Origin of the sequence: Alkaliphilus hydrothermalis (assembly GCF_016908555.1) — a bacterium.
In the GTDB taxonomy this organism is placed as follows: Bacteria; Bacillota; Clostridia; order Peptostreptococcales; family Natronincolaceae; genus Alkaliphilus; species Alkaliphilus hydrothermalis.
This window is the reverse complement of sequence record NZ_JAFBEE010000008.1, coordinates 50,981-75,528: the sequence shown is the minus strand read 5'-3', so window position 1 is coordinate 75,528 and position 24,548 is coordinate 50,981. Positions and strand designations below refer to the sequence as shown.

At 36.8% G+C, this 24,548-nt stretch carries 22 protein-coding genes; 9 read left to right on the top strand and 13 right to left on the bottom strand.

Annotated elements, in window-relative coordinates; translation table 11 throughout:
• Positions 1 to 15 precede the first annotated feature (15 nt).
• The 3 genes from JOC73_RS07610 to JOC73_RS07600 form a co-directional block, all read right to left on the bottom strand.
• On the bottom strand, positions 16 to 642 hold the full coding sequence (locus tag JOC73_RS07610) for a metallophosphoesterase (RefSeq protein WP_204401718.1): 627 nt from the start codon (positions 640 to 642) through the stop codon (positions 16 to 18).
• Between the two features lie 142 nt (positions 643 to 784).
• Positions 785 to 1,294 (bottom strand): thiol peroxidase, encoded by a 510-nt coding sequence (gene tpx, locus JOC73_RS07605; RefSeq protein WP_204401716.1) that lies wholly within the window; start codon positions 1,292 to 1,294, stop codon positions 785 to 787.
• A 92-nt stretch (positions 1,295 to 1,386) separates the two neighbouring features.
• The gene (locus JOC73_RS07600; protein ID WP_204401714.1) at positions 1,387 to 1,812 is read right to left on the bottom strand and encodes a DUF2383 domain-containing protein; all 426 of its coding nucleotides are present in this window, start codon (positions 1,810 to 1,812) and stop codon (positions 1,387 to 1,389) included.
• 135 nt (positions 1,813 to 1,947) lie between these two features.
• Here JOC73_RS07600 and JOC73_RS07595 point away from each other — a divergent pair, with 135 nt between their 5' ends.
• A complete protein-coding gene (locus JOC73_RS07595; RefSeq protein WP_204401712.1) occupies positions 1,948 to 2,160 on the top strand; it encodes a hypothetical protein in 213 nt (70 codons plus the stop codon).
• A gap of 129 nt (positions 2,161 to 2,289) precedes the next feature.
• Here JOC73_RS07595 and JOC73_RS07590 read toward each other — a convergent pair whose 3' ends face one another.
• Positions 2,290 to 2,451: a hypothetical protein gene (locus JOC73_RS07590; RefSeq protein ID WP_204401710.1), complete on the bottom strand. Its 162-nt coding sequence runs from the start codon at positions 2,449 to 2,451 to the stop codon at positions 2,290 to 2,292.
• A gap of 277 nt (positions 2,452 to 2,728) precedes the next feature.
• Between JOC73_RS07590 and hcp the strand changes: the two genes are divergently transcribed.
• Together hcp and JOC73_RS07580 are read left to right on the top strand one after the other, a co-directional pair.
• Positions 2,729 to 4,018: a hydroxylamine reductase gene (gene hcp / locus JOC73_RS07585; protein WP_204401708.1), complete on the top strand. Its 1,290-nt coding sequence runs from the start codon at positions 2,729 to 2,731 to the stop codon at positions 4,016 to 4,018.
• 258 nt (positions 4,019 to 4,276) lie between these two features.
• Entirely contained in the window at positions 4,277 to 5,653 is a 1,377-nt protein-coding gene (locus JOC73_RS07580; protein ID WP_243427886.1) for an MATE family efflux transporter, read from the top strand.
• A 45-nt stretch (positions 5,654 to 5,698) separates the two neighbouring features.
• Here the strand turns inward: JOC73_RS07580 and JOC73_RS07575 are convergent, their stop codons facing one another.
• The 3 genes from JOC73_RS07575 to JOC73_RS07565 form a co-directional block, all read right to left on the bottom strand.
• Positions 5,699 to 6,184: a dUTP diphosphatase gene (locus tag JOC73_RS07575; protein WP_204401706.1), complete on the bottom strand. Its 486-nt coding sequence runs from the start codon at positions 6,182 to 6,184 to the stop codon at positions 5,699 to 5,701.
• 98 nt (positions 6,185 to 6,282) lie between these two features.
• Positions 6,283 to 6,780: an SEC-C metal-binding domain-containing protein gene (locus tag JOC73_RS07570; RefSeq protein WP_204401704.1), complete on the bottom strand. Its 498-nt coding sequence runs from the start codon at positions 6,778 to 6,780 to the stop codon at positions 6,283 to 6,285.
• A 75-nt stretch (positions 6,781 to 6,855) separates the two neighbouring features.
• Positions 6,856 to 8,241 (bottom strand): MATE family efflux transporter, encoded by a 1,386-nt coding sequence (locus JOC73_RS07565; RefSeq protein WP_207755071.1) that lies wholly within the window; start codon positions 8,239 to 8,241, stop codon positions 6,856 to 6,858.
• A 225-nt stretch (positions 8,242 to 8,466) separates the two neighbouring features.
• Here JOC73_RS07565 and JOC73_RS07560 point away from each other — a divergent pair, with 225 nt between their 5' ends.
• The gene (locus tag JOC73_RS07560; protein WP_204401702.1) at positions 8,467 to 8,841 is read left to right on the top strand and encodes a class II SORL domain-containing protein; all 375 of its coding nucleotides are present in this window, start codon (positions 8,467 to 8,469) and stop codon (positions 8,839 to 8,841) included.
• 357 nt (positions 8,842 to 9,198) lie between these two features.
• Positions 9,199 to 10,533, top strand: coding sequence for a branched-chain amino acid transport system II carrier protein (gene brnQ / locus JOC73_RS07555; RefSeq protein WP_204401700.1), 1,335 nt, complete (start codon positions 9,199 to 9,201; stop codon positions 10,531 to 10,533).
• 157 nt (positions 10,534 to 10,690) lie between these two features.
• On the opposite strand, the gene cls is transcribed toward brnQ, so the two are convergent.
• The 5 genes from cls to JOC73_RS07530 form a co-directional block, all read right to left on the bottom strand.
• On the bottom strand, positions 10,691 to 12,136 hold the full coding sequence (cls, locus tag JOC73_RS07550; RefSeq protein WP_243427885.1) for a cardiolipin synthase: 1,446 nt from the start codon (positions 12,134 to 12,136) through the stop codon (positions 10,691 to 10,693).
• 34 nt (positions 12,137 to 12,170) lie between these two features.
• Positions 12,171 to 13,394 carry a patatin-like phospholipase family protein gene (locus tag JOC73_RS07545; protein WP_204401696.1) on the bottom strand — a complete coding sequence of 408 codons (1,224 nt, stop codon included), beginning with the start codon at positions 13,392 to 13,394 and terminating at the stop codon, positions 12,171 to 12,173.
• A 310-nt stretch (positions 13,395 to 13,704) separates the two neighbouring features.
• On the bottom strand, positions 13,705 to 17,217 hold the full coding sequence (nifJ, locus tag JOC73_RS07540; RefSeq protein ID WP_204401694.1) for a pyruvate:ferredoxin (flavodoxin) oxidoreductase: 3,513 nt from the start codon (positions 17,215 to 17,217) through the stop codon (positions 13,705 to 13,707).
• 330 nt (positions 17,218 to 17,547) lie between these two features.
• Entirely contained in the window at positions 17,548 to 18,384 is an 837-nt protein-coding gene (locus JOC73_RS07535) for a SagB/ThcOx family dehydrogenase (protein WP_330613138.1), read from the bottom strand.
• A 156-nt stretch (positions 18,385 to 18,540) separates the two neighbouring features.
• Entirely contained in the window at positions 18,541 to 19,617 is a 1,077-nt protein-coding gene (locus JOC73_RS07530) for an NAD(P)H-dependent flavin oxidoreductase (RefSeq protein ID WP_204401692.1), read from the bottom strand.
• 245 nt (positions 19,618 to 19,862) lie between these two features.
• Between JOC73_RS07530 and JOC73_RS07525 the strand changes: the two genes are divergently transcribed.
• From JOC73_RS07525 to JOC73_RS07515, 3 genes are all read left to right on the top strand, one after another.
• Positions 19,863 to 20,612 carry a peptidylprolyl isomerase gene (locus JOC73_RS07525; RefSeq protein WP_204401690.1) on the top strand — a complete coding sequence of 250 codons (750 nt, stop codon included), beginning with the start codon at positions 19,863 to 19,865 and terminating at the stop codon, positions 20,610 to 20,612.
• A gap of 121 nt (positions 20,613 to 20,733) precedes the next feature.
• Positions 20,734 to 22,077, top strand: a complete 1,344-nt coding sequence (locus tag JOC73_RS07520; protein WP_204401688.1) for an aminotransferase class V-fold PLP-dependent enzyme — start codon at positions 20,734 to 20,736, stop codon at positions 22,075 to 22,077.
• Positions 22,078 to 22,189: 112 nt separating this feature from the next.
• A complete protein-coding gene (locus JOC73_RS07515; RefSeq protein ID WP_243427884.1) occupies positions 22,190 to 22,666 on the top strand; it encodes a DsrE/DsrF/DrsH-like family protein in 477 nt (158 codons plus the stop codon).
• Between the two features lie 80 nt (positions 22,667 to 22,746).
• Here JOC73_RS07515 and JOC73_RS07510 read toward each other — a convergent pair whose 3' ends face one another.
• Complete coding sequence (locus tag JOC73_RS07510) at positions 22,747 to 22,950, bottom strand: helix-turn-helix domain-containing protein (RefSeq protein ID WP_243427883.1); 204 nt, start codon at positions 22,948 to 22,950, stop codon at positions 22,747 to 22,749.
• 327 nt (positions 22,951 to 23,277) lie between these two features.
• Here JOC73_RS07510 and JOC73_RS07505 point away from each other — a divergent pair, with 327 nt between their 5' ends.
• On the top strand, positions 23,278 to 24,510 hold the full coding sequence (locus JOC73_RS07505) for an aminopeptidase (protein WP_204401686.1): 1,233 nt from the start codon (positions 23,278 to 23,280) through the stop codon (positions 24,508 to 24,510).
• The last annotated feature ends 38 nt before the right edge of the window (positions 24,511 to 24,548 follow it).

Here is a 24,548-nt window from a genome sequence, read left to right as displayed (position 1 = left end):
GATAACTTCCCCCTTTTATATGGTGATTCTGCCCTTTTCCATCCTTCTGAGTCGATTGGTGGCAAATGGATACTCTATTTGATAAATTTTTTTAGAATGAAGGTCAATGATGTTGGCACTAAGGACACCATTTAAGCAAATCCTATTCCCCTGTTGAAAATGACTGGGTTCAAAGCTATGACCATAGAGGCAATAGTCCGTACCACTTTCCACCTCTTGAAAGTAATGACCCATATAAATTTTATTTCCTTCAATATTTATTATCCCTTTTTCTAGGATATAACCAGTTTTTATCGTTCTTTTAAGAGTTTCTTCATGGTCATGATTTCCTACAGCATAGTATATTTTAGCATTGCTATTTTCTTCGATTATTCTTACTATTTTTCGAAGGTTTACCTTGTATGATTCCAATAGCTTATCATTGGTTTCTAACTTTATATTGTCTACGATATCCCCAGTATGCACAATATATTGTGGATTAATTTCTTTTATGAGTCTCTCTATAAATGGAAAAATCTCTGCCGGTGTATCACTAATGTGTAGCAGCAGAGGTCCTGTTTTCTTTCTTTTAAGTTCCTCAGGAATATAAGGACGATCAAGTATAAAACATTTTATTTTTTCTATTATTTTAAATATTCTCAAATCTGCACCCCCTTATGAAAAGCCTACAGGAGATGTAATTAAAAGTCAATAAAAAAAGCCAGCAATATGATGTGTCACATCGCTAGCTAAAAGAGTATGGATTTCATCCTTTCCTCAATGACGGCCACAAGAAGCAGGTGGCTTATAATTTTGAAACAACATCCAATGCTCTATCATAATCTGGATGCTCTGTAATTTCCTTAACATACTCCACGTGCTTCACTACATTATTTTCGTCTATTACAAGTACTCCTCTAGTTAATAATCTAAGTTCGTCGATTAAAAATCCATAAGCTTTACCAAAAGATGCATCTCTGTGGTCTGATAATGTTACTGAATTTTCTATTCCCTTTGTAGCACAATATCTACCTAATGCAAAGGGTAAATCCATACTTATGGTAATGACAGCTACATTTTTTAGTTTCCCAGCCTCTTCATTAAAGGTCATGGTCTGTAAATCACATACCCCGGTATCTATGGAAGGTACTATGCTAATCAATTTAACCTTCCCATTAAGATCGCTTAATGCAAAAGGTTGAAGTTCCTTCGTTACAGCTGTGAAATCTGGAGCAATACTTCCGACTTTTATTTCTGTCCCTAATAGTGTCACTGGATTTCCCTTCATGGTAACGAAATTGTTTCTTCTCTCCATTTTACTTCCCCCTTATTCTTGTTAAAGTTTACTTTCCTTATATACCCTTCACTTTTTTTGTCAATCAGGTACTTTTGAAAATTTTTGTGTTTTTATTTCATCATTGCCTCTAATTCACCCAAATGCCTCGTATCAGTCTCAATCATTTCTTGTACTAACCTTAGGCTATCTGTGTCCAGATCTCCTTTAATCGTTTTTTTTACCGCCTCTATTCCTTGTTTTTCTCCTTGATACAATTCGTGGAGCATTACATGATTTCGACTGACCATACCTTCTAACTTTAGCTTCATATCTGCCATTACACCTACCATGCCCGTAGATTCCTTTGGGTCTCCTCCTAATTTGTAAATGCGATTTGTGATCTCCATTGCGTGTCTCTTGTGATCTTCTAAAATCCCATTAAGCCTTGTCTTTAACTGGTGATCCTCTATAGTGGATAATACCGTCTCGTATCCTTCTATTGCCATATGTTCTCCCTTTAAAATTTCATTTAAGGTTTTAATGTTTGGTTCATTCATTTTCATCACCTCTATTATTTTTTGATGTTAAATTTTCATAACTCATAGTTCCTTAATCTCTGCTATTTTTCCCATAATCTATGACTTATATTTCATTATTAAAAGGTTAAATTAATATTGAAAGGAGTGATCAGTATGCCATGGAAAAAAGGAAAAGTAAGACTAGCGGATGGTAGCGTATATCATGCAGATTTATTAATAGAAAATGGAGATGAGGTTTGGAACATGAAACTCCATAGTGACCATGGAACAGTCGAAGAGATTGTTGCCGAGAGCTTTGCTTCAAAATTAAATAAAACTTCAGAGCAAGTATATCCCTTCACTTATCAACTAGACAACAATAAATAAAACAAGGGATGCATGAAAAAAGAAGTGGGACAAAGATTTTTTATCTTTTTCCCACTTCTTTTCAGTTTTTTTATATTTTATGTTTAACCACATTTTTTCAATAGCATATCTTAAATATTTCATTGCTAACTATGCTTTATCTTGCTTATGATCAATAAATAACTCTGCTAAGTCTTTTGGTGGCTGACTATATCCTTCCCTTAAAGCCCATTCACTTAAAGAATCGATTAACTCCGTTGCAATTTCAACATTTCCTTCACCTTTGCTCAATCTTTCCTCGAATTCTCCCATATTATTTTCCTCCCTTTTGGATCGTTTACATTTCTATGGGATCTTTCCCTAATAAGTATTATACCCAATTAATTAAAAATCAATATCATTTACGTTGTCATTTTTCTTTAGTAGCTTTTGCCTTTCTTGACAATCATCACAATAAAAGGTGATATAGGTCACAGTTTCATAAGAAAATTTCCTGTATCATATGATTATAGTCAAGAACAAAGCAACGCCATTACAACAGCAAGCACTAATAATCATTTATTATTCAAATATAAAGGAGGAAATAAATATGTTTTGTTATCAATGTGAGCAAACTCCAAAGGGAGGATGTAAAAGTTCAATCGGTGTATGTGGTAAGGATGAGAATATTGCCAGCCTACAGGACACCATGATTTTCGGTTTAAAAGGAATTGCTGCTTATGCTACCCATGCAGCTCAATTAGGTTTTAGAGATCCAGAGGTTGATCAAATTACTCAAGAAGCCCTTTACATGACATTAACAAACTCAAACTTTAATCTACAAGAACATATCGCTATGGCAATGAAGGTTGGTACAGCAACAGTGAAGGTGATGGACTTATTAGATAGAGCCCACACTTCATTATTAGGAATTCCTTCACCTGTAACCGTATCAACAGATAAGGTAGAAGGTCACTGTATCTTAGTTACAGGACATAACTTATTTGCATTAGAACAATTATTAAAGCAAACAGAAGGTAAGGGAATCAATATCTATACCCACTCTGAAATGCTTCCAGCCCACGGATACCCTCAATTAAAGAAATATCCTCACCTGAAGGGTAATGTAGGTAAAGCATGGTTTGACCAAAGAAAAGTATTTGAAGAATTCCCAGGCTGTATCTTAGGAACAACTAACTGTCTGATGCCGATTAAAGGAAGTTATTCAGATCGATTCTGGTCTTATGATGTGGCAGGCCTTGAAGGTGTAGCTAAGATTGAAAATGATGATTTCTCACCAATGATTGAAAAAGCCCTATCATTACCTAAGGCTAACGTTGAATCAGATAAGACATTAACAACTGGTTTCCACCACGAAACAGTATTAAGTATCGCCCCAGAAATCATTGATGCTGTTAAATCAGGTAAAATCCAGAGATTTTTTGTAATTGCTGGTTGTGATGCTCCTGGTAAAGGTGGGGAATACTACAGAGAATTGGCTACTTCACTACCTCAAGATTGCGTAATCTTAACTACTTCTTGTGGTAAGTTCAGATTTAACGACGTTGACTATGGAGTAGTGCCAGGAACAAACATCCCAAGATATATCGACCTTGGCCAATGTAACAACTCAGGTTCAGCAGTTAAAATTGCAATTGCTTTAGCTAATGCCTTTGAATGTGAAGTTAATGAATTACCGTTAAGCATCGTATTATCCTGGTTCGAACAAAAGGCAGTAGCCATCCTATTAGGTCTATTCAGCTTAGGAATCCAAAACATCTATATTGGACCAAAGCCACCAGAGTTTATCACTCCTGGAGTGTTAAATGTATTAGTAGATACCTTCAACTTAAAACTTACTGGAGATTCTAAGGAAGACTTAGCAGCTATGTTAGGATAGTCATAAATTATATGCATTAAAGGGAGCATTTCCGTAGGGAAGTGTTCCTTTTTTATGTTTAATAAAGTATTTTAAATAGTAAACACCACTATATTTTTCTTATATTTAGTGCTTTTATTGGTTAGGATTAATTATATATGTCTATTGGGGATGTACATCTGCATGTCCTTTTAAAAATTTTCTGTATATTTTGTTTTGTTTTATAAATGTTTTTGATATAATAAATTTAGACATTCTAAATATATCTAAGGAGGACTTATGGATTACGGAAAGAAGAGACAACTTATTTTAAACGGCTCTATGCCTAAAGTGATCTTAACCTTGGCAGCTCCCATTATGCTGAACAATTTTGTTCAGACCCTTTACAGTCTTGCCGATACCTATTGGGTAAGTACGACACTGGGGACTACAGAGGTTGCTTCAATTATGTTGGTTTTTCCTGTTATTTTCTTGACCCTTTCCCTTGGTATGGGAGTAAATATTGCGGGAACAGCTTTAATTTCTCAATATACTGGATCAGATGATAAGAAGAGTAGCAGCCGTATAGCTGGTCAAATGTTTTGTTTTTCTCTTATTTTATCTGTGGTGTTAAGTATTATTGGCTATTTTGCAACACCCACCATCGTTAGGCTTATGGGAGGAGAAGGGGACGTACATAAATATGCCAGTCAATATCTTAGTATAATGTTTTGGGAAATGCCTTTTATATTTTTGTTTTTTGTTTACAATTCAATTAAGCAAGGCCAAGGGGATACAGTTACGCCAATGAAGTTAAATGTTAGTGGTGTAATACTCAATATTATTTTAAGTCCAATCTTCATTGTTGTATTTAAGCTTGGGGTGGCAGGGGCTGCCATCGCTACGGTATTTTCTAGAGGACTTTTCGCTCTGTATGCTGGTTATACCTTGTTTGCCCATAAGAATGGTATTAGTTTAAGCGTAAAGGATCTCAGAATTGAAAAAGAAGTCTTATATAAAATTATCCGCATAGGTTTGCCTGCCACAATCGGACAATCGGCATCAGCCTTTGGATTTATTTTTCTGAACGCCTTTGTGTTAGCCTACGGAGATGATACTATGGCTGCCTTCGGGATTGGCAATAGAATTAATTCGCTTGTATTAATGCCTGTCATGGGAATAGGAAATGCCTTAGCCACTATTGTCGGACAAAACCTTGGTGCTGAACAGAAGGATAGGGCAAACTTAGCCTTCAAATCTGCCATGAAGCTCTCTACCCTCTTTATGATTACTGGCTCCACCATCATGTTTTTTTTAGCAGAAACAATCGTTGGGGTCTTTATTAAGGATAATCCTGTTGTTTTTGCCCAGAGTTTGGAGTACTTAAGATTAATTTCAGCTTCCCTTCCTCTGATGGGCTTTTTCCAAGTCTTCGTAGGAACCTTCCAAGGCTCAGGTCATACCCTATATGCCATGATTATGGATATGGGACGTCTATGGGGTCTAAGGATTCCTTTGATCCTTCTATTTGGAAATCTAACTACTTGGGGTTCTAGCGGAGTGTGGTACGCTATGGTGTTGAGTAACGGATTGATCTGCTGTGTAGGCTTGGTGATTTATTTGATGGGTAACTGGCAGGAGAAGGTTATTCATAAGAATATATTGGCTGAACAATAAAAAGCAGCACCCCACGTACCTAAAATACGTAAGGTGCTGCTTTTTCTAATACCCCTCCACCTGTCTCTGATGATTAATCTCATTCTTTCTAAGATAAGCGGTATTAATTTCCTCCCAACTAAAGCCGATGATAGCACCTAATAAGATAAAATTGCCCCATAAGGTAACATACATTTCATGAGAAAGATCCCTTTGAAAATCAGCAATATTGGCAAATACCTTCAAGAACTGATCTACTTCCGTGGTCTCTTCCATTTTGATTTCCGCTGAAACCTCCATAAAATTAATTTCCAGCCCAATACTTAACACAAAGTGAAGACAGTCCACATATTCCTCTAGGATAATCTGCTTTCCCGATGGATTCTTCTTGCTCCAATACTTGAAGCATCGAGTTTCATTAGCCAATTCCCCTAGCTCCACTTGTAAGGCCATGATTTTACGGGATACTAGATCTTCCCCCTCCAACTTATGCTCCTGAAGTATTTTCGTATCCAATATCTTTTGTATATTAAACAGCTCTTGTATATTCAAAATAAAACCTCCTAAAAAGAATCAAATTGAAAAAACCTTTGATAAAACCTGCTATGATTCGTCATAGCAGGTTAATCTGTTGAGTAGTATTTAATTATTTATTTTCCACAACACTTTTTATATTTCTTGCCACTACCACATGTACATGGATCATTTCTTCCAATCTTATCGTCCTTTACCACTGTTTTAGTAGCATTGTATTCCTTCTTGATTTCTTTTCTCTTTTCCTCTGTATAGATATCCTCCCACTGAGGTAGCGTATACAGCCAGTCTGCCTTTACAGCTAACATGTTGAAGTATAGCTTTTCAAAGTCTATTTGAATATCGATTTCACTATCTTCATTTAGCCCTTCTAATTCAATTGCTTCTACTAAACTATCATTAATTCCATCTAGGAATCCTACGAAGTAAACATTAGTTACTCCATACTCTTTCGCTAGATCCTTTAGTGTGCCAGTTATTTTATCTTGTTTTTTACCTAAGATTGACTCGTAGAATCCTTTTTCAATTTCACAGTATTCATTCCAAAACTGATTTACTTTTTCTTGATCCGTTTCTTCAAAAGCTATATTTTTCCATTGTTCGTATAAGCTCATTTCAACTACTCCTCTGTAAAAATTTTTTTATTTCTGTATAGATTATATTACAATCTAGCCATCGTTGCAATGAATTTAAGCCTCCACCTGCTGATAAATGACTTCAGCCTCATAAATATTATATCGCTTAAATAAAGTAAGACTTAATATACATCGCACCACCAAGTCCACCGCCATAGTTGCCCAAATCGTAGTTATTCCCCATCCAAAATATTTAGTCAAAATCCAAGCACAGGGAATCCTAATTCCCCATAGTCCGGCACCTGCCACAATCATTGGCACTCTCGTATATCCTGCGCCCCTCATAGCGCCATTTAAAACCCCTGCAAGATTTTGAGGCACCTGTACCAATCCCATAAATAATAAATAGGTTGCCCCCAGAGCAATTACTTCTGGTTGATCAGTTAAAAGAGCCATTGCTTTTCCTGGTAAGAAGATTAGTATAGCTGTACTGATGGAGGTTAGAACCATAGACCCCTTTACAATCTCCCTCAGATATCTTCTGCTAAGCTGTGGGTCCTTTGCCCCCAAAGCCTGCCCGATAAAGGCTGTAGCCGCAACCCCAAAGCCTGCTGCTGGCATGAAGGAGATGGATTCCACCTGAAAGCCCAACTGATAGGCTGCTAAAGCTGTTTCCCCGAAGGAAAGGATGATTTTAGTCAGAATGATGGCTGATACTTGCCAAAACATTGATTCAAAGGATGTTGGCCCTCCTACTCGATAGATTTCCCATACCTGCTTAAAGTTAATTTTATATAAATTAGAGTCTATTCTAAAGCCTAATACTCCCCGCTTATTGAACAGAATATATAGCCCTATCATAGCTGCAACAAACTGTGCAGTAGCAGTGGCAATTGCAGAACCCTTAAGCCCAAGGGCAGGCAATCCAAGTTCCCCATAAATTAGTCCATAGTTCAAAGCAATATTTATGATGTTCATGATTACTGCAATTTTCATAGGGGTCTTGGCGTTTCCTGTTCCCTGCAGTACTCCAGTCACCACCAGCATGATGGCTAGAAAAGGAAGACCAAAAGAAATTGTCCTTAAATACAGAGCACTGTTTTCCAATAACAAAGGGTTATTCTTCCCAAAGATACTAAGAAGTGTTGGTGCCTTCCAAAATACCAACTGTTGTAATGCTAAAACTACTAAAATAGAGGATAATAAAGTCTGCTGTACAATTTTTCTTAGCTTACCCCAATCATTTGCCCCATAGGCTTGAGCTACGAAGACCGTTGCCCCTGTTGTTACTCCTCTAAATAATGCCCAAATTATTTGAGTTATTCTGGTGCTTAATCCTACTGCGGCCACTGAAACAGTATCTATCCTTCCAATCATGCCCATTGCTATGATTCCAGAAGACATCTGTAATATACTCTCCAAAGTAATAGGTATAATCATTGCATAAATTCGCTTCCTCAGTTCAATTTCCGTTAAATTAGTTGATATTTTTGTATCCATATTTTTTCGTCTCCCTAAATTAAATGATACCTATATTATACAATATAAATGGATTGGAACCGAATAAAATTATCCCTTATTTCTAAAAATAATTCTGTAAATGATAATCAGAAAAAAAAAGAATAAAATTAATATATTTTCTGTTATAATCTTTATATTTTGGTTATAAATATGACAGAGAGACACATTGTAAAAAAAGAGGATAAAAAGAGGAGGAGATTATAAATGCAAAGTTTTGGCAAATTTCTACAATCAGGGGATTGGAAGGGTGAAAAACACGTTCCAGTAATCCACGCGCCAGAGAAAGTTTCTGCTGGTGAAGAATTTGAAATTAAGATTACCATAGGTGATGCAGTTCGTCATCCAAATTCATTCGAACATTACATAGCTTGGTTTAAAGTGTTCTTCCATCCAGAAGGAGCTAAGTTCCCAATCGAAATCGCAAACTTCAATTTCACAACCCATGGCGAAGGGGATAACTTCACTGACCCAGTAGGTGCTACTTCTGCTAAATTAAGCAAGTCTGGTACAATCTATGCCATCAGTTATTGTAACATCCATGGCGTATGGGAAAATAGTAAAGAAATTGTAGTAGAATAATCTTAGGTTACATAACTGAATAGTTAAATCTAATATAAAAAACTCCTATCTATCTTACTGATGGGAGTTTTTTATGTTTCTCCCCTTCCCAGCACCTCCCTTATTCTACAAAATAATTCGTTAATATATTAACATTGTTATATCGTAAATAACTCTTTTTTTGCATCTTAATTGCTATTTATACCCCTGATAATGAATCTCAATCAAGACTAATAATTTAGACAATTGTTGTAATTACTCCTATTTCGACTATTATCCAAAGGGATTTATTTCATTTGAACCTGTGGTATAATCAAATTAAGAAAGAAACTTCAAATTATATATAGATATTTTTTTAACAAACAGGAGGTTTTTAAAATGCAGAAAAAAACCAAGGATATCTTTATTATTGGCTTCGCATTGTTCGCTATGTTCTTCGGAGCAGGAAACCTAATCTTCCCTCCAGCTCTTGGACAAAAGGCTGGTACTGATTTAATAGGTGCTATATTTGGCTTCCTTTTAACAGGAGTAGGTCTTCCCCTTATGGGAATTATGGCTGTTTCAAAATTTGGTGGTAACCTAGAGTTGTTGGCATCCAAGGCAAACAAAAAATTTGCTACTATACTTAGTATTGTGGTGATTTTGTCCCTAGGGCCTCTACTAGCTATTCCTAGAACAAGTGCCACTACCTACGAAATGGCGATTGTACCATTCTTCCCTAATATGAATTCCCTTTTATTCTCAGCCATCTATTTCTCAATAGTACTTTTCTTTGTACTAAAATCTTCATCAATTATTGATAGTATCGGTAAAGTCTTAACGCCTGTTCTATTGATTACCCTATTGTCAATTATTGCAAAGGGTATATTCTCTCCTCAGGGAGCTATTGCTAACACAGGCTTAGGAGTATCATTTGCCAGCGGATTTGGTGAAGGTTATCAAACCATGGATGCTTTAGGAGCCACGGTTATCGGTTCCATCATTGTTGCCTCCATCAAAGCTAAGGGCTACACAGAGTCAAAAGAGGTTTCAAAAATAACTGTTCAAGCTGGTATCGTTGCAGCAGCTGGCCTGGCCATTGTTTACGGTGGATTGGCTTATCTAGGGGCTACAGCTGGGAATCTTTCAATGGATTTATCTAGACCTGAGCTAATCATAACCATTACTGCTGGGCTTTTAGGTACATTTGGCAAAATACTATTGGGTATTTCAGTAGGTATGGCCTGCCTAACGACATCCATCGGTCTGACGGCCACGGCAGGGGAATACTTCAGTAACTTGTCAAAGGGCAGAGTGAGCTTCCAGACAGTTTCAATTATAACTGCTTTAATCAGTATGGTGATCTCCAATGCAGGTGTAGATAAGATTACTAGCTTGGCAGTACCACTTCTAGTGGTGGTATATCCGATCATCATCGTGCTTGTGGTGTTGGCATTATTAGATAGATTCATCAAAAACAATATTGTGTACACTGGCACCGTCTTAGTTACCCTAGTTATCAGTTTATTTGAAGCTCTAGGCAACTTTAACGTTTCAATCCCTATGATTAACAATACACTTAAATCCCTTCCATTGGCTAGTCAAGGTTTTGGTTGGGTTGTACCAGCTTTAGTTGTGGGTCTAAGTATCCATCTATATGTTACTGTAAATCAAAGACAGAGCAAGGGACGTTTAATTAAAAGACTAGCTCTAATCAAAACAATCATAAAATAATCACTGCAATCAAGAAGAGCATTTTAGGATTAACACAACATCCTGCTGGATATCATAGGTTAGCAACTATAGTGCAAGAGAATATCCTTTATCCGTGGACAAATAATGAATTGATTTTAATAAAAAATACAGGCTAATTTGCCTGTATTTTTCATGTCTACAATATAGGTGAGAACAATCTCGCCACCGATTCTTTGATTCGCTCCATATATGGCCTATGGTGATACTCTTCCAAAGTGATTTCACGACTATGTCTAAAATCATCAATAAAATAAAACATCATTTTCTCCGACGTTTCTTTGTCATAAATAAAAGCATTGATCTCAAAATTTAAATGAAAACTCCGTATGTCTACATTGGCAGTCCCAATACTGACAAAATCATCATCCACCAGCATCACCTTCCCATGAATAAAACCCTTTTTGTATTCATAGATCTTAACGCCTGCCTGTAGTAGCTCCCTAAAATGGGACCTAGATGCCCAAAACACCGTTCGATGATCTGGATGGCTGGGGACGATGATTCGTACATCCACCCCCCTAAGGGCAGCAGTCTTCAAAGCTATCAGAATACTTTCATCAGGAATAAGGTAGGGGGTTGTAATATAAACCTTATTTTTGGCAGCTGCAATAGCTGTGAAATAGGCTTGATGAATGGCTTCCCATTGGGAGTCGGGACCACTGGAGGCAACTTGAATCATCTGGGTACCACAGTAGCCCTGCCTTGGAAAATAGATGGGATCATCAATCACCTCACCTGTTACAAAAAACCAATCCATTAAGAAAATGGCTTGCATCACATATACGACTTCTCCCTTTATTTGTAGGTGGGTATCCCTCCAAAACCCCAACTTCTTATCCATACCTAGGTATTCATCTCCAATATTTATCCCACCTAGAAAACCTGTAGTGCCATCCACAATTAAATTTTTTCTATGATTCCTGTAATTGAGTCGATGCCCAAAAAGAGGGATAGATACAGGTAAAAATGCCTCTATCCTTACTCCTGCTTCCTTTAGAGGGGTCAAAAACTCATTGTTTAATCTCCATGACCCGACAGCATCGTACAATACCCTCACTTTAACGCCCCTATTGGCAGCTTCTATTAGGGCATCCCTTATCCTTCTGCCGATCCCACTATCCTTAATGATAAAGTATTCCATATGAATATGGTCTTCCGCCAAGGATATGGACTCCAACATTGCCTCATAGGTTATTTTACCATTTTGAAGTATTTTAGATTCATTATTGACTGTAATCGGAGAGTTAGTATTTTTCATTAAAAGGGGAATGACCTTACTCTTAATCCCTGTTATGTTCTCGAGAAAGAAATCTGAGTTCTTAGTAAAGGAAGCTTGCTCCTTCAACAGCTGTGATAGGATCCTATAATCCTGCTGAGATTTTTTGATAAAGGTTCTCTTCTTTTTATGGTTCTGTCCTATATATAGATACAGAAAAATTCCTATGACAGGTAAAAGAATTAATACCAATAGCCATGCCACGGTTCTAGAAGGGCTTCGATTCTCCATAAGAATCATTACACTAATTGAGATTGTCAAAATCGTAAAAAAAATAGTAAATCCATTTAATAAGGACAAACACATCACCTCCTTACATAAGGAACAATGAAATAATATTTTAGTTATAGATGACTAGTTTCTGATTACTCATTAATATTATCCTAATTGCTTCCTTTAACAGTTTTTCCTTGTCTAGTCTTAGTAGAAGGTCTTTAATAATATAATTACCCATCTCTACTCCTTTTTCTTCATTGCTACAGCTTTTTATATAAGTGATCTCCTCCAGCAAAGTCTCCGTATCATAAATTTTGAAGGGCTCTATATTGTGATACGCTGCCATATTTTCAATAATACTGGTCAACACCTCACCATAGGTTGCATTCTTATCTAATCCCATTAAAGCAATGAGCTTTGGTATAACCTCCTCCACCATCAATCGATTAGCAGGTAAAGTAGTGGTTAAGTTAAATAGACTTCCCAGCTTATTAATACACTCTTCTCCAAGCCCCATAAAAAATTTTAAAGCTACCGAATCCTGTATCCTGTCCTGTATATAGTAAGTACTACCATTAAGGTTTTTAAATACCCTTAAAGTATCAAAATAACCCAACGTCATATTATGTCTTGCCAGATCTTTAGTAAAAGCCATTATACCCCCTAGTGGTTGATTAGGTGAAATATAAGTAATCTCTAAATCCTCATACTCTACTTTTTTTACCCGCCCTTTACTGAGTAAGCGAACTGCAATGACTTTTTTGCAACCTTTTTTATATAGCATTTCTATTGGCAAATTGTTATAAAATCCCCCATCAAGAAAAACCTTTCCATCTAATTTTTTAGATTTAAATATAGGTAAATAGGATGATGCTACCAGATAATCCGCCATTTTTCCATCTGGTACATCCTCTTTATAAATCTCTAAGGGCTTTCGGTCCGTCAAACATACGGTAACAAAACCAAAATGCTTTGGAGACTTTCTGATGACTTCTTCATTGACATACTGTCTTACTAGATGCCTCAATGGTTTAGGGTCGATCCCTTGCCCTTTAATAATTCGCTTTACTTCCTCATAAATAACACCAAGACTCCCTGAACTTACTTCACTCTCCCCAAACATTTCGTATATACGTTCATCTATATCCATTATTGTTGTGGGTGTCATATTGTACCAAAGTTCGTGGGCCAAATCAAAATCCTCTTGGAGCATCATGGCTCCATTTAATGCTCCCACTGAGGTTCCTGATATTCCATCAAAATCTATCCCCAATTCTTTAAATGCCTTCCAAGCCCCTATCTGATAGGAGCCTTTTGCTCCTCCACCTTCTAAAGTTAATCCCAGCACCCCTATCCCCCCTGATCTATGATTTTATTGCATACTTCTATTATACTCAATTTTTGTCATTTAGACACTAGGTTATCTAAAACTAATCTAGCGTCAAACAATCTTATTGTTATTGTAAAACTACATAAGTATTTTTAATTATACTGGGTTTATTAAGCAATAACTAATCTTTATTTCGGAGTATCTTCTATCGATATAAAAGTTACTTATAGATCTTATCCACATTTGTCACTTCTATTTTTGAATATCATAAAAAGACGGAGGATGCACCCTCCGTCTTTTTGTTTTATCTATAGATTTTATTTATAAATTATGCTTGAGCTAATTTACTGTAAGTTTGGTATCTTTCTTCAGCTTCTTTTTGAGACTTAGCAAATAATTCTTCTGCTTGCTCTGGGAAAGTCTTCAATAATGAAGCATAACGAACTTCTCCCATTAGGAAGTCTTTGAAGGATTCCTTAGGCTCTTTAGAATCAAGGATGAATGGATTCTTACCTTGTTCCTTTAGCTCTGGGTTGAATCTGTATAAATGCCAGTATCCAGCTTCTACCGCTCTCTTTGATTGCTCTTGAGTTTTACCCATACCAGCTTTGATACCATGAGCGATACATGGTGAGTATGCAATTACGATAGAAGGTCCTTTGTAAGCTTCTGCTTCCTTCATCGCCTTGATTAATTGGTTCTTGTCAGCTCCCATTGCTACTTGTGCAACATATACATAACCGTAGCTCATTGCAATCATACCAAGGTCCTTCTTCTTAATTTTCTTACCAGAAGCAGCGAACTTAGCGATTGAAGCTGTTGGGGATGCCTTAGAAGACTGTCCACCAGTATTGGAGTAAACTTCTGTATCCATTACAAGGATATTTACGTCATCTCCAGAAGCGATTACATGGTCTAATCCACCGAACCCGATGTCATAAGCCCAACCATCTCCACCAAACATCCAAACTGATTGCTTGATTAGATATTGCTTCTTTTCAAGGATTTCATCTACAATTGCATTACCTTTATTAGCTTCAAGTAATGGAAGTAACTTGTAGGTTGCTTCTTTAGATGCTTTACCTTCTTCTTTGTTTTCTAACCATAACTTGAAGGCATCCTTTAATTCAGCTGAGAAGTCAGCGTCTAAACCTTCAGCCATTAAGTCAGCTAATCTAGCTCTGATTTGAGAAGATGCTAAATACATACCGTATCCAAACTCAGCGTTGTCTTCGAATAAAGAGTTTGCCCAAGCTGGACCTTTACCTTCTGCATTTTTGCAGTATGGTACTGACGGTGCACTACCACCATAGATTGAAGAACAACCTGTAGCATTTGCTACCATCATTCTATCACCGAATAATTGAGTAACTAACTTAACGTATGGCGTTTCCCCACAACCAGCACAAGCTCCTGAAAACTCGAATAATGGTCTAGCAAATTGGCTACCCTTTACAGTTTCGATGTTAGTTAAATGAGACTTGTCAGTAATTGTACTGATTGCGTAATCCCATCTTGGTATTTCAGTAAATTGAGATTCAACTGGCTCCATAACAAGGGCCTTCTTCTTTGAAGGACAGATATCAGCACAGTTTCCACAACCTGTACAGTCTAATGGACTTACTTGCATTCTGTATTGTAATCCTTCGAACTCTTTACCCATAGTCTTTAATGTTGTAAAGCCTTCTGGTGCATTTGAAAGTTCTTCTTCATTTGCTAAGAATGGTCTGATACATCCGTGAGGACATACATAAGAACATTGATTACATTGGATACAGTTTTCTGCAATCCACTCTGGTACATTTACAGCAATACAACGCTTTTCATATTGAGAAGTTCCTAATGGGAACGTACCGTCTTCAGTACCTAAGAATGCACTTACTGGTAAGTTATCTCCCTCTTGTGCGTTCATTGGTCTTAGGATGTTCTTGATGAATTCTGGCTCTTCTTTAGTAGCTGCAGCTTCATCAGATGCTCCTACCCAAGCAGATGGTACTTCGATCTTAGTTAAAGCATTTACGCCACGCTCAGCCGCTTCAAAGTTCATGTTGACAATCTTTTCACCTTTGTTTCCGTAAGAGTCCACGATTGCTTCTTTAAGATACTTGATGGCATCTTCTACTGGGATAACTTGAGCTAACTTGAAGAAAGCAGATTGACAGATCATGTTAATTCTTCCACCTAATCCAATTTCAGCAGCGATGTCAGTAGCATTGATTGTGTAGAAGTTGATATCTTTCTCAGCAATATATTTCTTCATTGAAGCAGGTAACTTTTCGTTTAACTCTTCTGGAGACCAGATACAGTTTAATAAGAAAGTTCCGCCCTTCTTTAATCCCTTTAATAAATCATATTGATTTACGTAGGATTGGTTGTGACAGGCAACAAAGTCAGCTTCGTCAATTAGGTAAGTTGACTTGATTGGCTTATGACCAAAACGTAAGTGAGAGATTGTTACCCCACCAGACTTTTTAGAGTCATAAGAGAAGTATGCTTGAGCATACATGTCAGTGTTATCTCCGATAATCTTGATAGCACTCTTGTTAGCTCCTACAGTTCCGTCAGAACCTAATCCCCAGAACTTACATCTGATGTTTCCTTTTGGAGCTGTGCTGATTTTCTCATCAATTGGTAAAGATGTATGAGTTACATCATCAATGATACCAAGAGTAAATCTATCTTTAGGTTGATCTAACTTTAAGTTGTTGTATACAGCTAAGATTTGAGATGGAACAGTGTCTTTTGAACCTAATCCATATCTTCCTCCAACGATTACTGGAGCATTTTCTTTTCCAAAGAATAAAGATTTAATATCTAAGTGTAAAGGCTCAGCTAATGCACCTGGCTCTTTTGTTCTATCTAATACAGCAATCTTCTTAACAGTTGCTGGTAATACATCAAAGAAATATTTTTCAGAGAATGGTCTGTATAAATGTACTTTAACTACCCCTACTTTTTCGCCCTTCTCTAATAGGTAATCAATTGTTTCTTCAATAGTGTCTGTCACAGAACCCATAGCGATGATTACGTTTTCTGCATCTTCAGCACCATAGTAGTTGAAAGGAGCATACTCTCTTCCCGTTAACTTAGTGATTTCCTGCATATAGTTATTTACGATATCAGGAATTGCATCGTAGAAACGGTTAGCTGCTTCTTTAGCTTGGAAGAAGATGTCTGGGTTTTGTGCAGTTCCTCTAAGAACTGGGTTTTCTGGGTTTAAAGCATTGTTTCTGAAGGTTTTTACAGCATCCCAGTCTAATAATTTAGCAAATTCATCATACTCAATTACTTCAATTTTTTGTACTTCGTGGGAAGTTCTGAATCCATCGAAGTAATGAATGAATGGTACTCTACCTTTGATAGAAGCTAAATGAGCAACACCAGCTAAGTCCATAACCTCTTGAACACTACCTGTTGCTAACAAAGCACATCCAGTCTGTCTAGCTGACATTACGTCAGAGTGATCTCCAAAGATTGAAAGAGCATGTCCAGCAATTGCACGGGCACTAACATGGAAAACTCCTGGTAATAATTCCCCTGCAATTTTGTACATATTAGGAATCATTAATAATAATCCTTGAGAAGCTGTGAAAGTAGTGGTTAAGGCACCAGCTGCCAATGAACCGTGTACCGCTCCAGCCGCTCCTGCTTCTGATTGCATTTCCGTTACTTTTACTGTTTGACCGAAAAGATTCTTCTGTCCATATGAACTCCATTCATCGACATTTTCAGCCATGTTTGAGGATGGAGTGATTGGATAAATAGCCGCTACATCGGTAAATGCGTATGCACAATATGCTGCTGCCGCATTACCATCCATGGTTTTCATTTTTCTAGCCATTATTGTGTTCCTCCTTTTAGTTTTTATATTGATCTATCGTTGATAGAAGCAATGTATCATGTATACCTTTTTATTATATAAAAAAGTCAGAAGGATTTATAGTGGATTTTTTTTTAACACTTCCACTTTTTTAGTTAATTTCCCTCTGTTTTTATTATAACAATATTTTATTCATCAAAGAAAGCACTATTTCCTTCTGGATTATTAAATTTTTAACATACTTTCTGAAATTGATCAATCATAATTTTTTAGTCATTAATTTCCTTATCTTATTCGAGATATTTCCTACATTAGTTACTTTACTTTGTAAAGAATATTTCTAACGTATACCTATATCTTCCCTACCGGTGATAAGTACACAACGAATTCATCTTCCCCATCTAATTTTAATAAACCATCAATCATTTTTTGATCATATGCTCCAATGGCACAGGTTCCACAATTTATTGCTTCACATGCCAAGTATAGGTTTTGGCATAAATGCCCTGCATCCAGCAGCATTGTTTTGTGGGCAGCCACATTATATCTCCATTCGCCTCGATAAGGTATACAACTCCATATAAATACACAAGCACTATTTCCCACAAACTTTTGTCCAAGACAAGCTGTGCTAACAGTGTCCTCCATGTCTTCGATTTCAAATAGGAAAAGAAGCTCATGACTTAAAGGTAAATAACGATAGATTCCCTTCTGCAAGCCTTCGACTTGATTGATTGCTAAGTAGGTTTCAAAGGGATGTCTAGCGCCACCAGAGGGTACAGGCCTTAACGTGGCATAGTTATCCCCTTTTATTTCATCTATTCCCTGTGTGGCCCACAATAAAAAGGAAAATTCCTCCAAAGTTAATGCTTTATTCTCAAATTTCCGATGGCTTCTTCTCTTCTGAAGAACCTTCAGCAAATCATTATTAGATAATGCTTCTTTGTTTACTTTGGGTAGCCTTATCTTTTTACCATCTGATTCTGAAACTTCCTTCTGCAAAGGTGGCTGGGGCAACTCCTTTCTTTGATCAGTTTCTATCTCCTTTAGTTCATCAAAGTTTGCCTTCATCCATTGACGATTATCTTTAATCTGATCCATATTTTCTTCTCTCCTTTTTATAAATCCTAATAGTAACATTTCTGTAGTATTACTTCCTTCTTTCAGTACTCTATTCGCGTATAACATTCTAATTCCTTCTTACGTATCTATTTTTTTCTAGTATTAATTTGTAATTATTTACAGTAGTATATGATCTATTTTACCTATAGCTACTTCAACACAACATAATTGCATCAAAAAAACCGCTATATTTTTTAATAGCGGTTTTTTTATTTTTTCTATTTATCCTAATGCTACTTCTGTTTCATTTATCAGCGCTTGTATCAGTTCCTTGACCGATACAATTTTATCTAATCTATGGGCATTGCTTCCTACGAAGATCAATCCATCATCAGTATTACCTAATACTGAATTAATTAAAGCCGTAGAGATGCAATAGGGACTTACTCTAGGATCACAAGGTTTTAGACAGTCATAGCACTTTTTGATGGCTGCATTGCCCGCCTCTACCTTTTCAATAAAGGCATTTCGAATTGCCCTACCGGGCATTCCTACTGGACTCTTTACCAACTGAATATCAGCTTCAGTAGCTTGTATATACGCCTCTTTAAATTTAGGATGAGCATCACATTCATGGGTAGTTACAAACCGTGTAGACATCTGTACCCCAGCGGCTCCTAACTTTATGTACTTAGCAATATCTGCTCCATCAAATATCCCACCAGCTGCTATTACCGGAATACTCTCTCCATTATCAAGTTTAAAAGGATTAAGAGCCTCAATTACTTCTTTTACTATGTTTGTTAAATCTGGTTTTATCTCATCTTGCAATTGTTCCATAGAGAAGCCTAAGTGTCCACCAGCCTCTGGCCCCTCTACAATCACAAGGTCGGGTGTATAGTTAAATCTCTTCTTCCACATTTTAGCCATCAGTGCTGCTGCTTTACCAGATGACACCACTGGAGCTATTTTAGTTTTACTGCCTTTAATTAATGCAGGAAGATCTGTTGGTAATCCAGCACCAGATATAATCAGGTCAATCTTCTCCTCTACTGCTGCCTTCACCATATCTTTATAGTTATTAATTGCTACTAAGAGATTTACACCTAATATGCCTTCAGGACTCAACTCTCTAGCTTTTCTAATCTCTTTTATTAGTCCTCTCACGTTTGCTTCGTCACAGTTGGATTCAAAATCTGGCTCCCTAAAGCCTATTTGCACTCCAGAAATAATTCCAATTCCTCCCTCATTTGCAACAGCAGATGCCAATTTCGAAAGAGAAACTCCTACCCCCATTCCTCCCTGTATGATGGGGACATTTGCAATCAATTCACCTATCCGCAAAGGTGGTATTTTCATGTTATCGACTCCTTGAAATATTATATTTTAAATTAAATTGCATAACAATTCAATTATGTACCAGTATATCTATTTATTCAACCCTAGTCAAGCCAGTTGCTTGGTCTACACAGAATTTTACAAATATTACTTTTCTTTTAATATTATATCCACAATCTAGGTATAACTAACATAGGTCATCATTGGACACATACACTAATTTTTGATATGATGACATAGATACCATTATAAAGGAGCGTTATTATATGGAAAAAAATCAAGTAGTAGCCAGAGTCGGCGAGAAGCAGATTACTCAAGAATACGTGGAGAATGTATTAAAAAACATTGATCCTCAACGAGCAATGCAATTTGCATCGCCAGAAGGTAAACAAAAACTAGTAGAAGAGTTAGTAAACCAAGAGTTATTTTACTTAGATGCTATCAACAAAGGCTTAGACAAAGACGAAGCTTTTGTTAATGAAGTAGAAAAAATGAAGGAAAATCTACTTAAGCAATATGCAATCAACTTAGCAATTAAGGATGTTACAGTAAGTGAAGCTGACGTAGCAGGATTCTACACTGAAAACAAAGATAAGTTCATTTCACCAGAATCTGTCCATGCATCCCACATCCTAGTAGATGATGAAGCAACTGCCAACTCAATCTTAGAAGAAATCAATGACGGATTATCCTTCGAGGAAGCCGCTGAAAAGCACTCTAAATGTCCATCAAAAGCTCAAGGCGGGGATTTAGGTTCCTTCCAAAGAGGTAGAATGGTGCCTGAATTTGAAGAAGCTGCATTTGCTATGGAAGCTGGAGCAATCAGCAAGCCTGTTCAAACACAATTCGGATTCCACTTAATCAAGGTAATGGAAAAACAACCTTCTGAGGTTAGTCCTCTTGAAGAAGTAAAACCCCAATTAACTCAACAATTGGTTACAATGAAGCAACAAGAAGTTTATTACAACAAGATTGAAGAATTAAAGAATCAATTTCCAGTTAAAATTAACTTATAATAAGCTTTTAAACTAAGGAACTCATCTGACAATGAGTTCCTTTTATTTTTGTCCTAATCATCACATATCATCGGCTTCTTCATAAACTAATAAGAAAGAATAAATGAGTAGGTGACAGTTTATGTATGATAATTATTATCCTTCCAATTATGAAAACTTAATTGTTGGGGCTGATACCACTGTCCCCCTGAGGAATGGAAGATTAGTAACTGCCATCAATTTTGATAATGCAGCTACTACTCCGCCTTTTTGTGCTGTAATGCAGGAAATCATGAATTTTTCACCATGGTACTCCTCGATTCATAGGGGAACTGGATACAAGTCGCAACTATCATCCCATTTTTATGAAAATGCCCGTAAAACAGTTGGAGAATTTGTCAATGCAGATTTATCTAAAGACACCGTTATATTTGTTAAAAATACGACAGAAGCCATTAATAAAGTGGCCCATAGTCTATCTTCAACCGATGAACAGCCAGTTGTTTTGTCCACTTGTATGGAGCACCACTCCAACGATTTACCTTGGCGTAGAAACTATCGTGTAGGCTATATTGATATTGATGAAGACGGAAGACTAAATATTGAAGACCTTAAATATAAGCTGGAGAAATATAATGGATCGGTGAAATTGGTGGTAGTCACTGGTGCATCCAATGTTACTGGTCATAAAAATCCTATTTATGAAATTGCTACCCTTGTTCATCAGTATAACTGCAAAATATTAGTGGACGGTGCTCAACTTGTCCCCCATTCCCCAGTCGAAATGAAGCCCCATAGCTCTCCACAACATATCGATTACTTAGTTTTTTCAGGTCATAAGATGTACGCTCCCTTTGGAATAGGTGTACTGGTGGCACCCCAAACTTCTTTTTCTACCAATCCACCAGATTTAGTAGGTGGAGGCACGGTAGATTTAGTAACCCATAATCAAATTCTTTGGGCGGATGTTCCCCAAAGAGAAGAAGCAGGAACTCCTAATGTATTTGGGGTTGTGGCCCTAATAGCCGCCATCAAAACCTTGTCTCAACTAGACATGAAAAAAATAGAATACCATGAGTATCGACTGATGGAATATGCATTAATGCGGATGCGACAGGTTCCCGAGGTGGAGTTGTATGGTGATTGTATACACCTGAAAAATCGGGTTTCTATTGTGCCATTTAATATTAAAGGTATTTCCCATGATTTAACAGCAAAAATCCTATCCATGGAGGGTGGCATTGCTGTTCGGAACGGATGTTTCTGTGCACAGCCCTATGTACAAAAGCTACTGGGTATCCCCGATGAAAAACTCCAAGAACATATTCAACACCCTGAGCTTCCACGACCTGGCATGGTAAGAATTAGCTTTGGTTTATATAACCAGATTCATGAGATAGATAAATTAATTGCACTACTATGGACTATTACCTCCAACAAGCAATATTATATTGATTTATACAAGGACTCTCCTAACTTCTTTTAAAAACTTATAATTTTCTATTCATTGGTTAGACTAAAAATGAAAAAACCATTATAGAAATTTTTAAAGTGACGTGAATTCACTCAAACTTAAATAACAAAGGAGGAAATGTATCTTGCCAAAAAAAATGAATTTGTTGATGTTTAGCGGAGATTATGATAAAGCTATGGCAGCCCTTATTTTAGCTAATACCGCCAGAGAAATGGATGTGGATGTTACCATATTCTTTGGCTTTTGGGGACTGTTCTTGGTAAGAGATCCTGATAAAACTTCCGATGAAGAAAAGACTACTTATGAAAAGATGTTTGGAATGATGACACCTAAAGGACCAGAAGACTTGCCTTTATCCAAGATGAATTTTGCAGGAGTGGGAAAAGAAATGCTATTGGAAATGATGAAGGACGATGATGCTCCCCGTCTGATAGATTTTTTAAATGGTGCCCGTAAAAAAGGAGTCAAATTCTATGGTTGTAAGTTGTCGGTTGATATTATGGGCTTCAAACCTGATGAACTATTACCAGAGATTGAGATTATTACGTCCAAGGAGTATTTAGAAGACGCTATAAATTCTGATATGCAACTGTTTATTTAAAAATATTTAAAACCCTACACCTTGATATACTCCCCTGAGCATTTCATTGATTGTAGGGTTTTCTCACTATTATCTTTGTTTTAATCTGTAGTTATAATCAATTCATCTACCTTTGCTCCTAATAACTGTGCTATCGACACAACCTTATTAAAAGAAGGATTTATTTTAGTTCCCCGCTCCAATTCCTCAATATAACTCTTGGATATCTTTGTAGATCTCGCCACATCCCTAGTTGTATATCCCTTCATAGTTCTGATTTCCCTTATTTTCGCTCCATTTAACATTATGCAACCCTCCATTAAGAATTCCCTTTTCAGTGGAGAAACATTATGCCTCTTTCTTAACTCCCTAACTCCATCTTATCATAATAATATAGTTTAATGGTTATATTTATGTTAAAGGTTAAAAGATTTTTAAATATTCAGTCTTATCCCTTATATAGCATAACCCAGTAATCCCTAGTTATTTCAGTCTTTATATAAGTTGATAAAGGCTTGAATTATTTTGACGTATGCTACCCTTCACTTGCCTTATTATGTTGACATTTTATTAAAAAACCCTCATTATTAGAATATAAAGATTATTTTATATATAAAAGGAGGTTTTTTCATTTGGAAAATTTTCAAACAAACCTTAATAAATACGCAGAGCTAGTGATCAAAGTAGGAATTAATCTTCAAAAAGACCAAACCTTAGTGATTACTTGTCCGATTAGCTCTGCTGAATTTGTTAGATTAGTGGCTAAAAAGGCCTACGAAGCAGGAGCTAAAAACGTACATGTTGAATGGACTGACGAGGAAATGACTCTGATTAAATACTTAAATGCTCCAGAAGAAAGCTTTAAGCATTATCCAATTTGGAAGGCGAAAGGGTTTGAAGAAATGGCGGCAGACGGAGCTGCATTTTTATCTATCTCTGCCACCAACCCAGACCTATTAAAGGACGTCGAGCCTCAAAGAATCGCTACCTTCAATAAGACTGCTGCTGAAGCAATGCAAGGCTTCAGAAAATATACCCAAACAGGTAAAGTAAGCTGGGGTATTGTATCTGTTCCAACTATTGAATGGGCTAACAAGGTTTTCCCACACCTAAAGGAAGAGAAACGTGTTGATAAGCTTTGGGAGAGTATCTTCAAAGTGACTAGAGTTGATATGGAAGACCCTGTCCAAGGATGGGTAGACCACATTACCAACTTAAAGAAGGGTCTAAGCTTCTTAAACGCTAAAAAATTCAAAACCGTAACATTTACAGGCAAGGGTACTCATCTTACTGTAGACTTACCAGAAGGACATATCTGGGTAGGTGGAGGTCTGAAGAATGACAACGGTGTAGAGTTTATACCGAATATGCCTACTGAAGAAGTATTTACTTTACCTACAAAGACTGGTGTAAATGGTCATGTAACCAGTACAAAACCACTAAACTATGGTGGCCAAACAATCGAAAACTTTACGATGACTTTTAAAGAAGGTCGTATTATTGAAATTACAGCAGAAAGAGGCTATGAAGCCTTAAAGAAACTAATTGAAACCGATGAAGGTTCTCTTTATTTAGGGGAAGTTGCTCTAGTACCCCACCACTCTCCAGTATCCGATTCTAATGTTGTTTTCTACAATACCTTATTTGATGAAAACGCCTCCAGTCACTTGGCGATAGGCTCTGCATATCCCCTTTGTATTGAAGATGGGGGTAAATTATCTAAAGCAGAGTTAGAAGCGAAAGGTGCTAACACAAGTCTTACACACGTTGACTTCATGATTGGTTCTGCTGACATGTCTGTAGATGGCGAGACCCATGATGGTACTGTCTATCCAATCTTTAGAAATGGAAATTGGGTAATATAGCACACTATACTATAATTGCTAGAGTAAATTATTCGTTA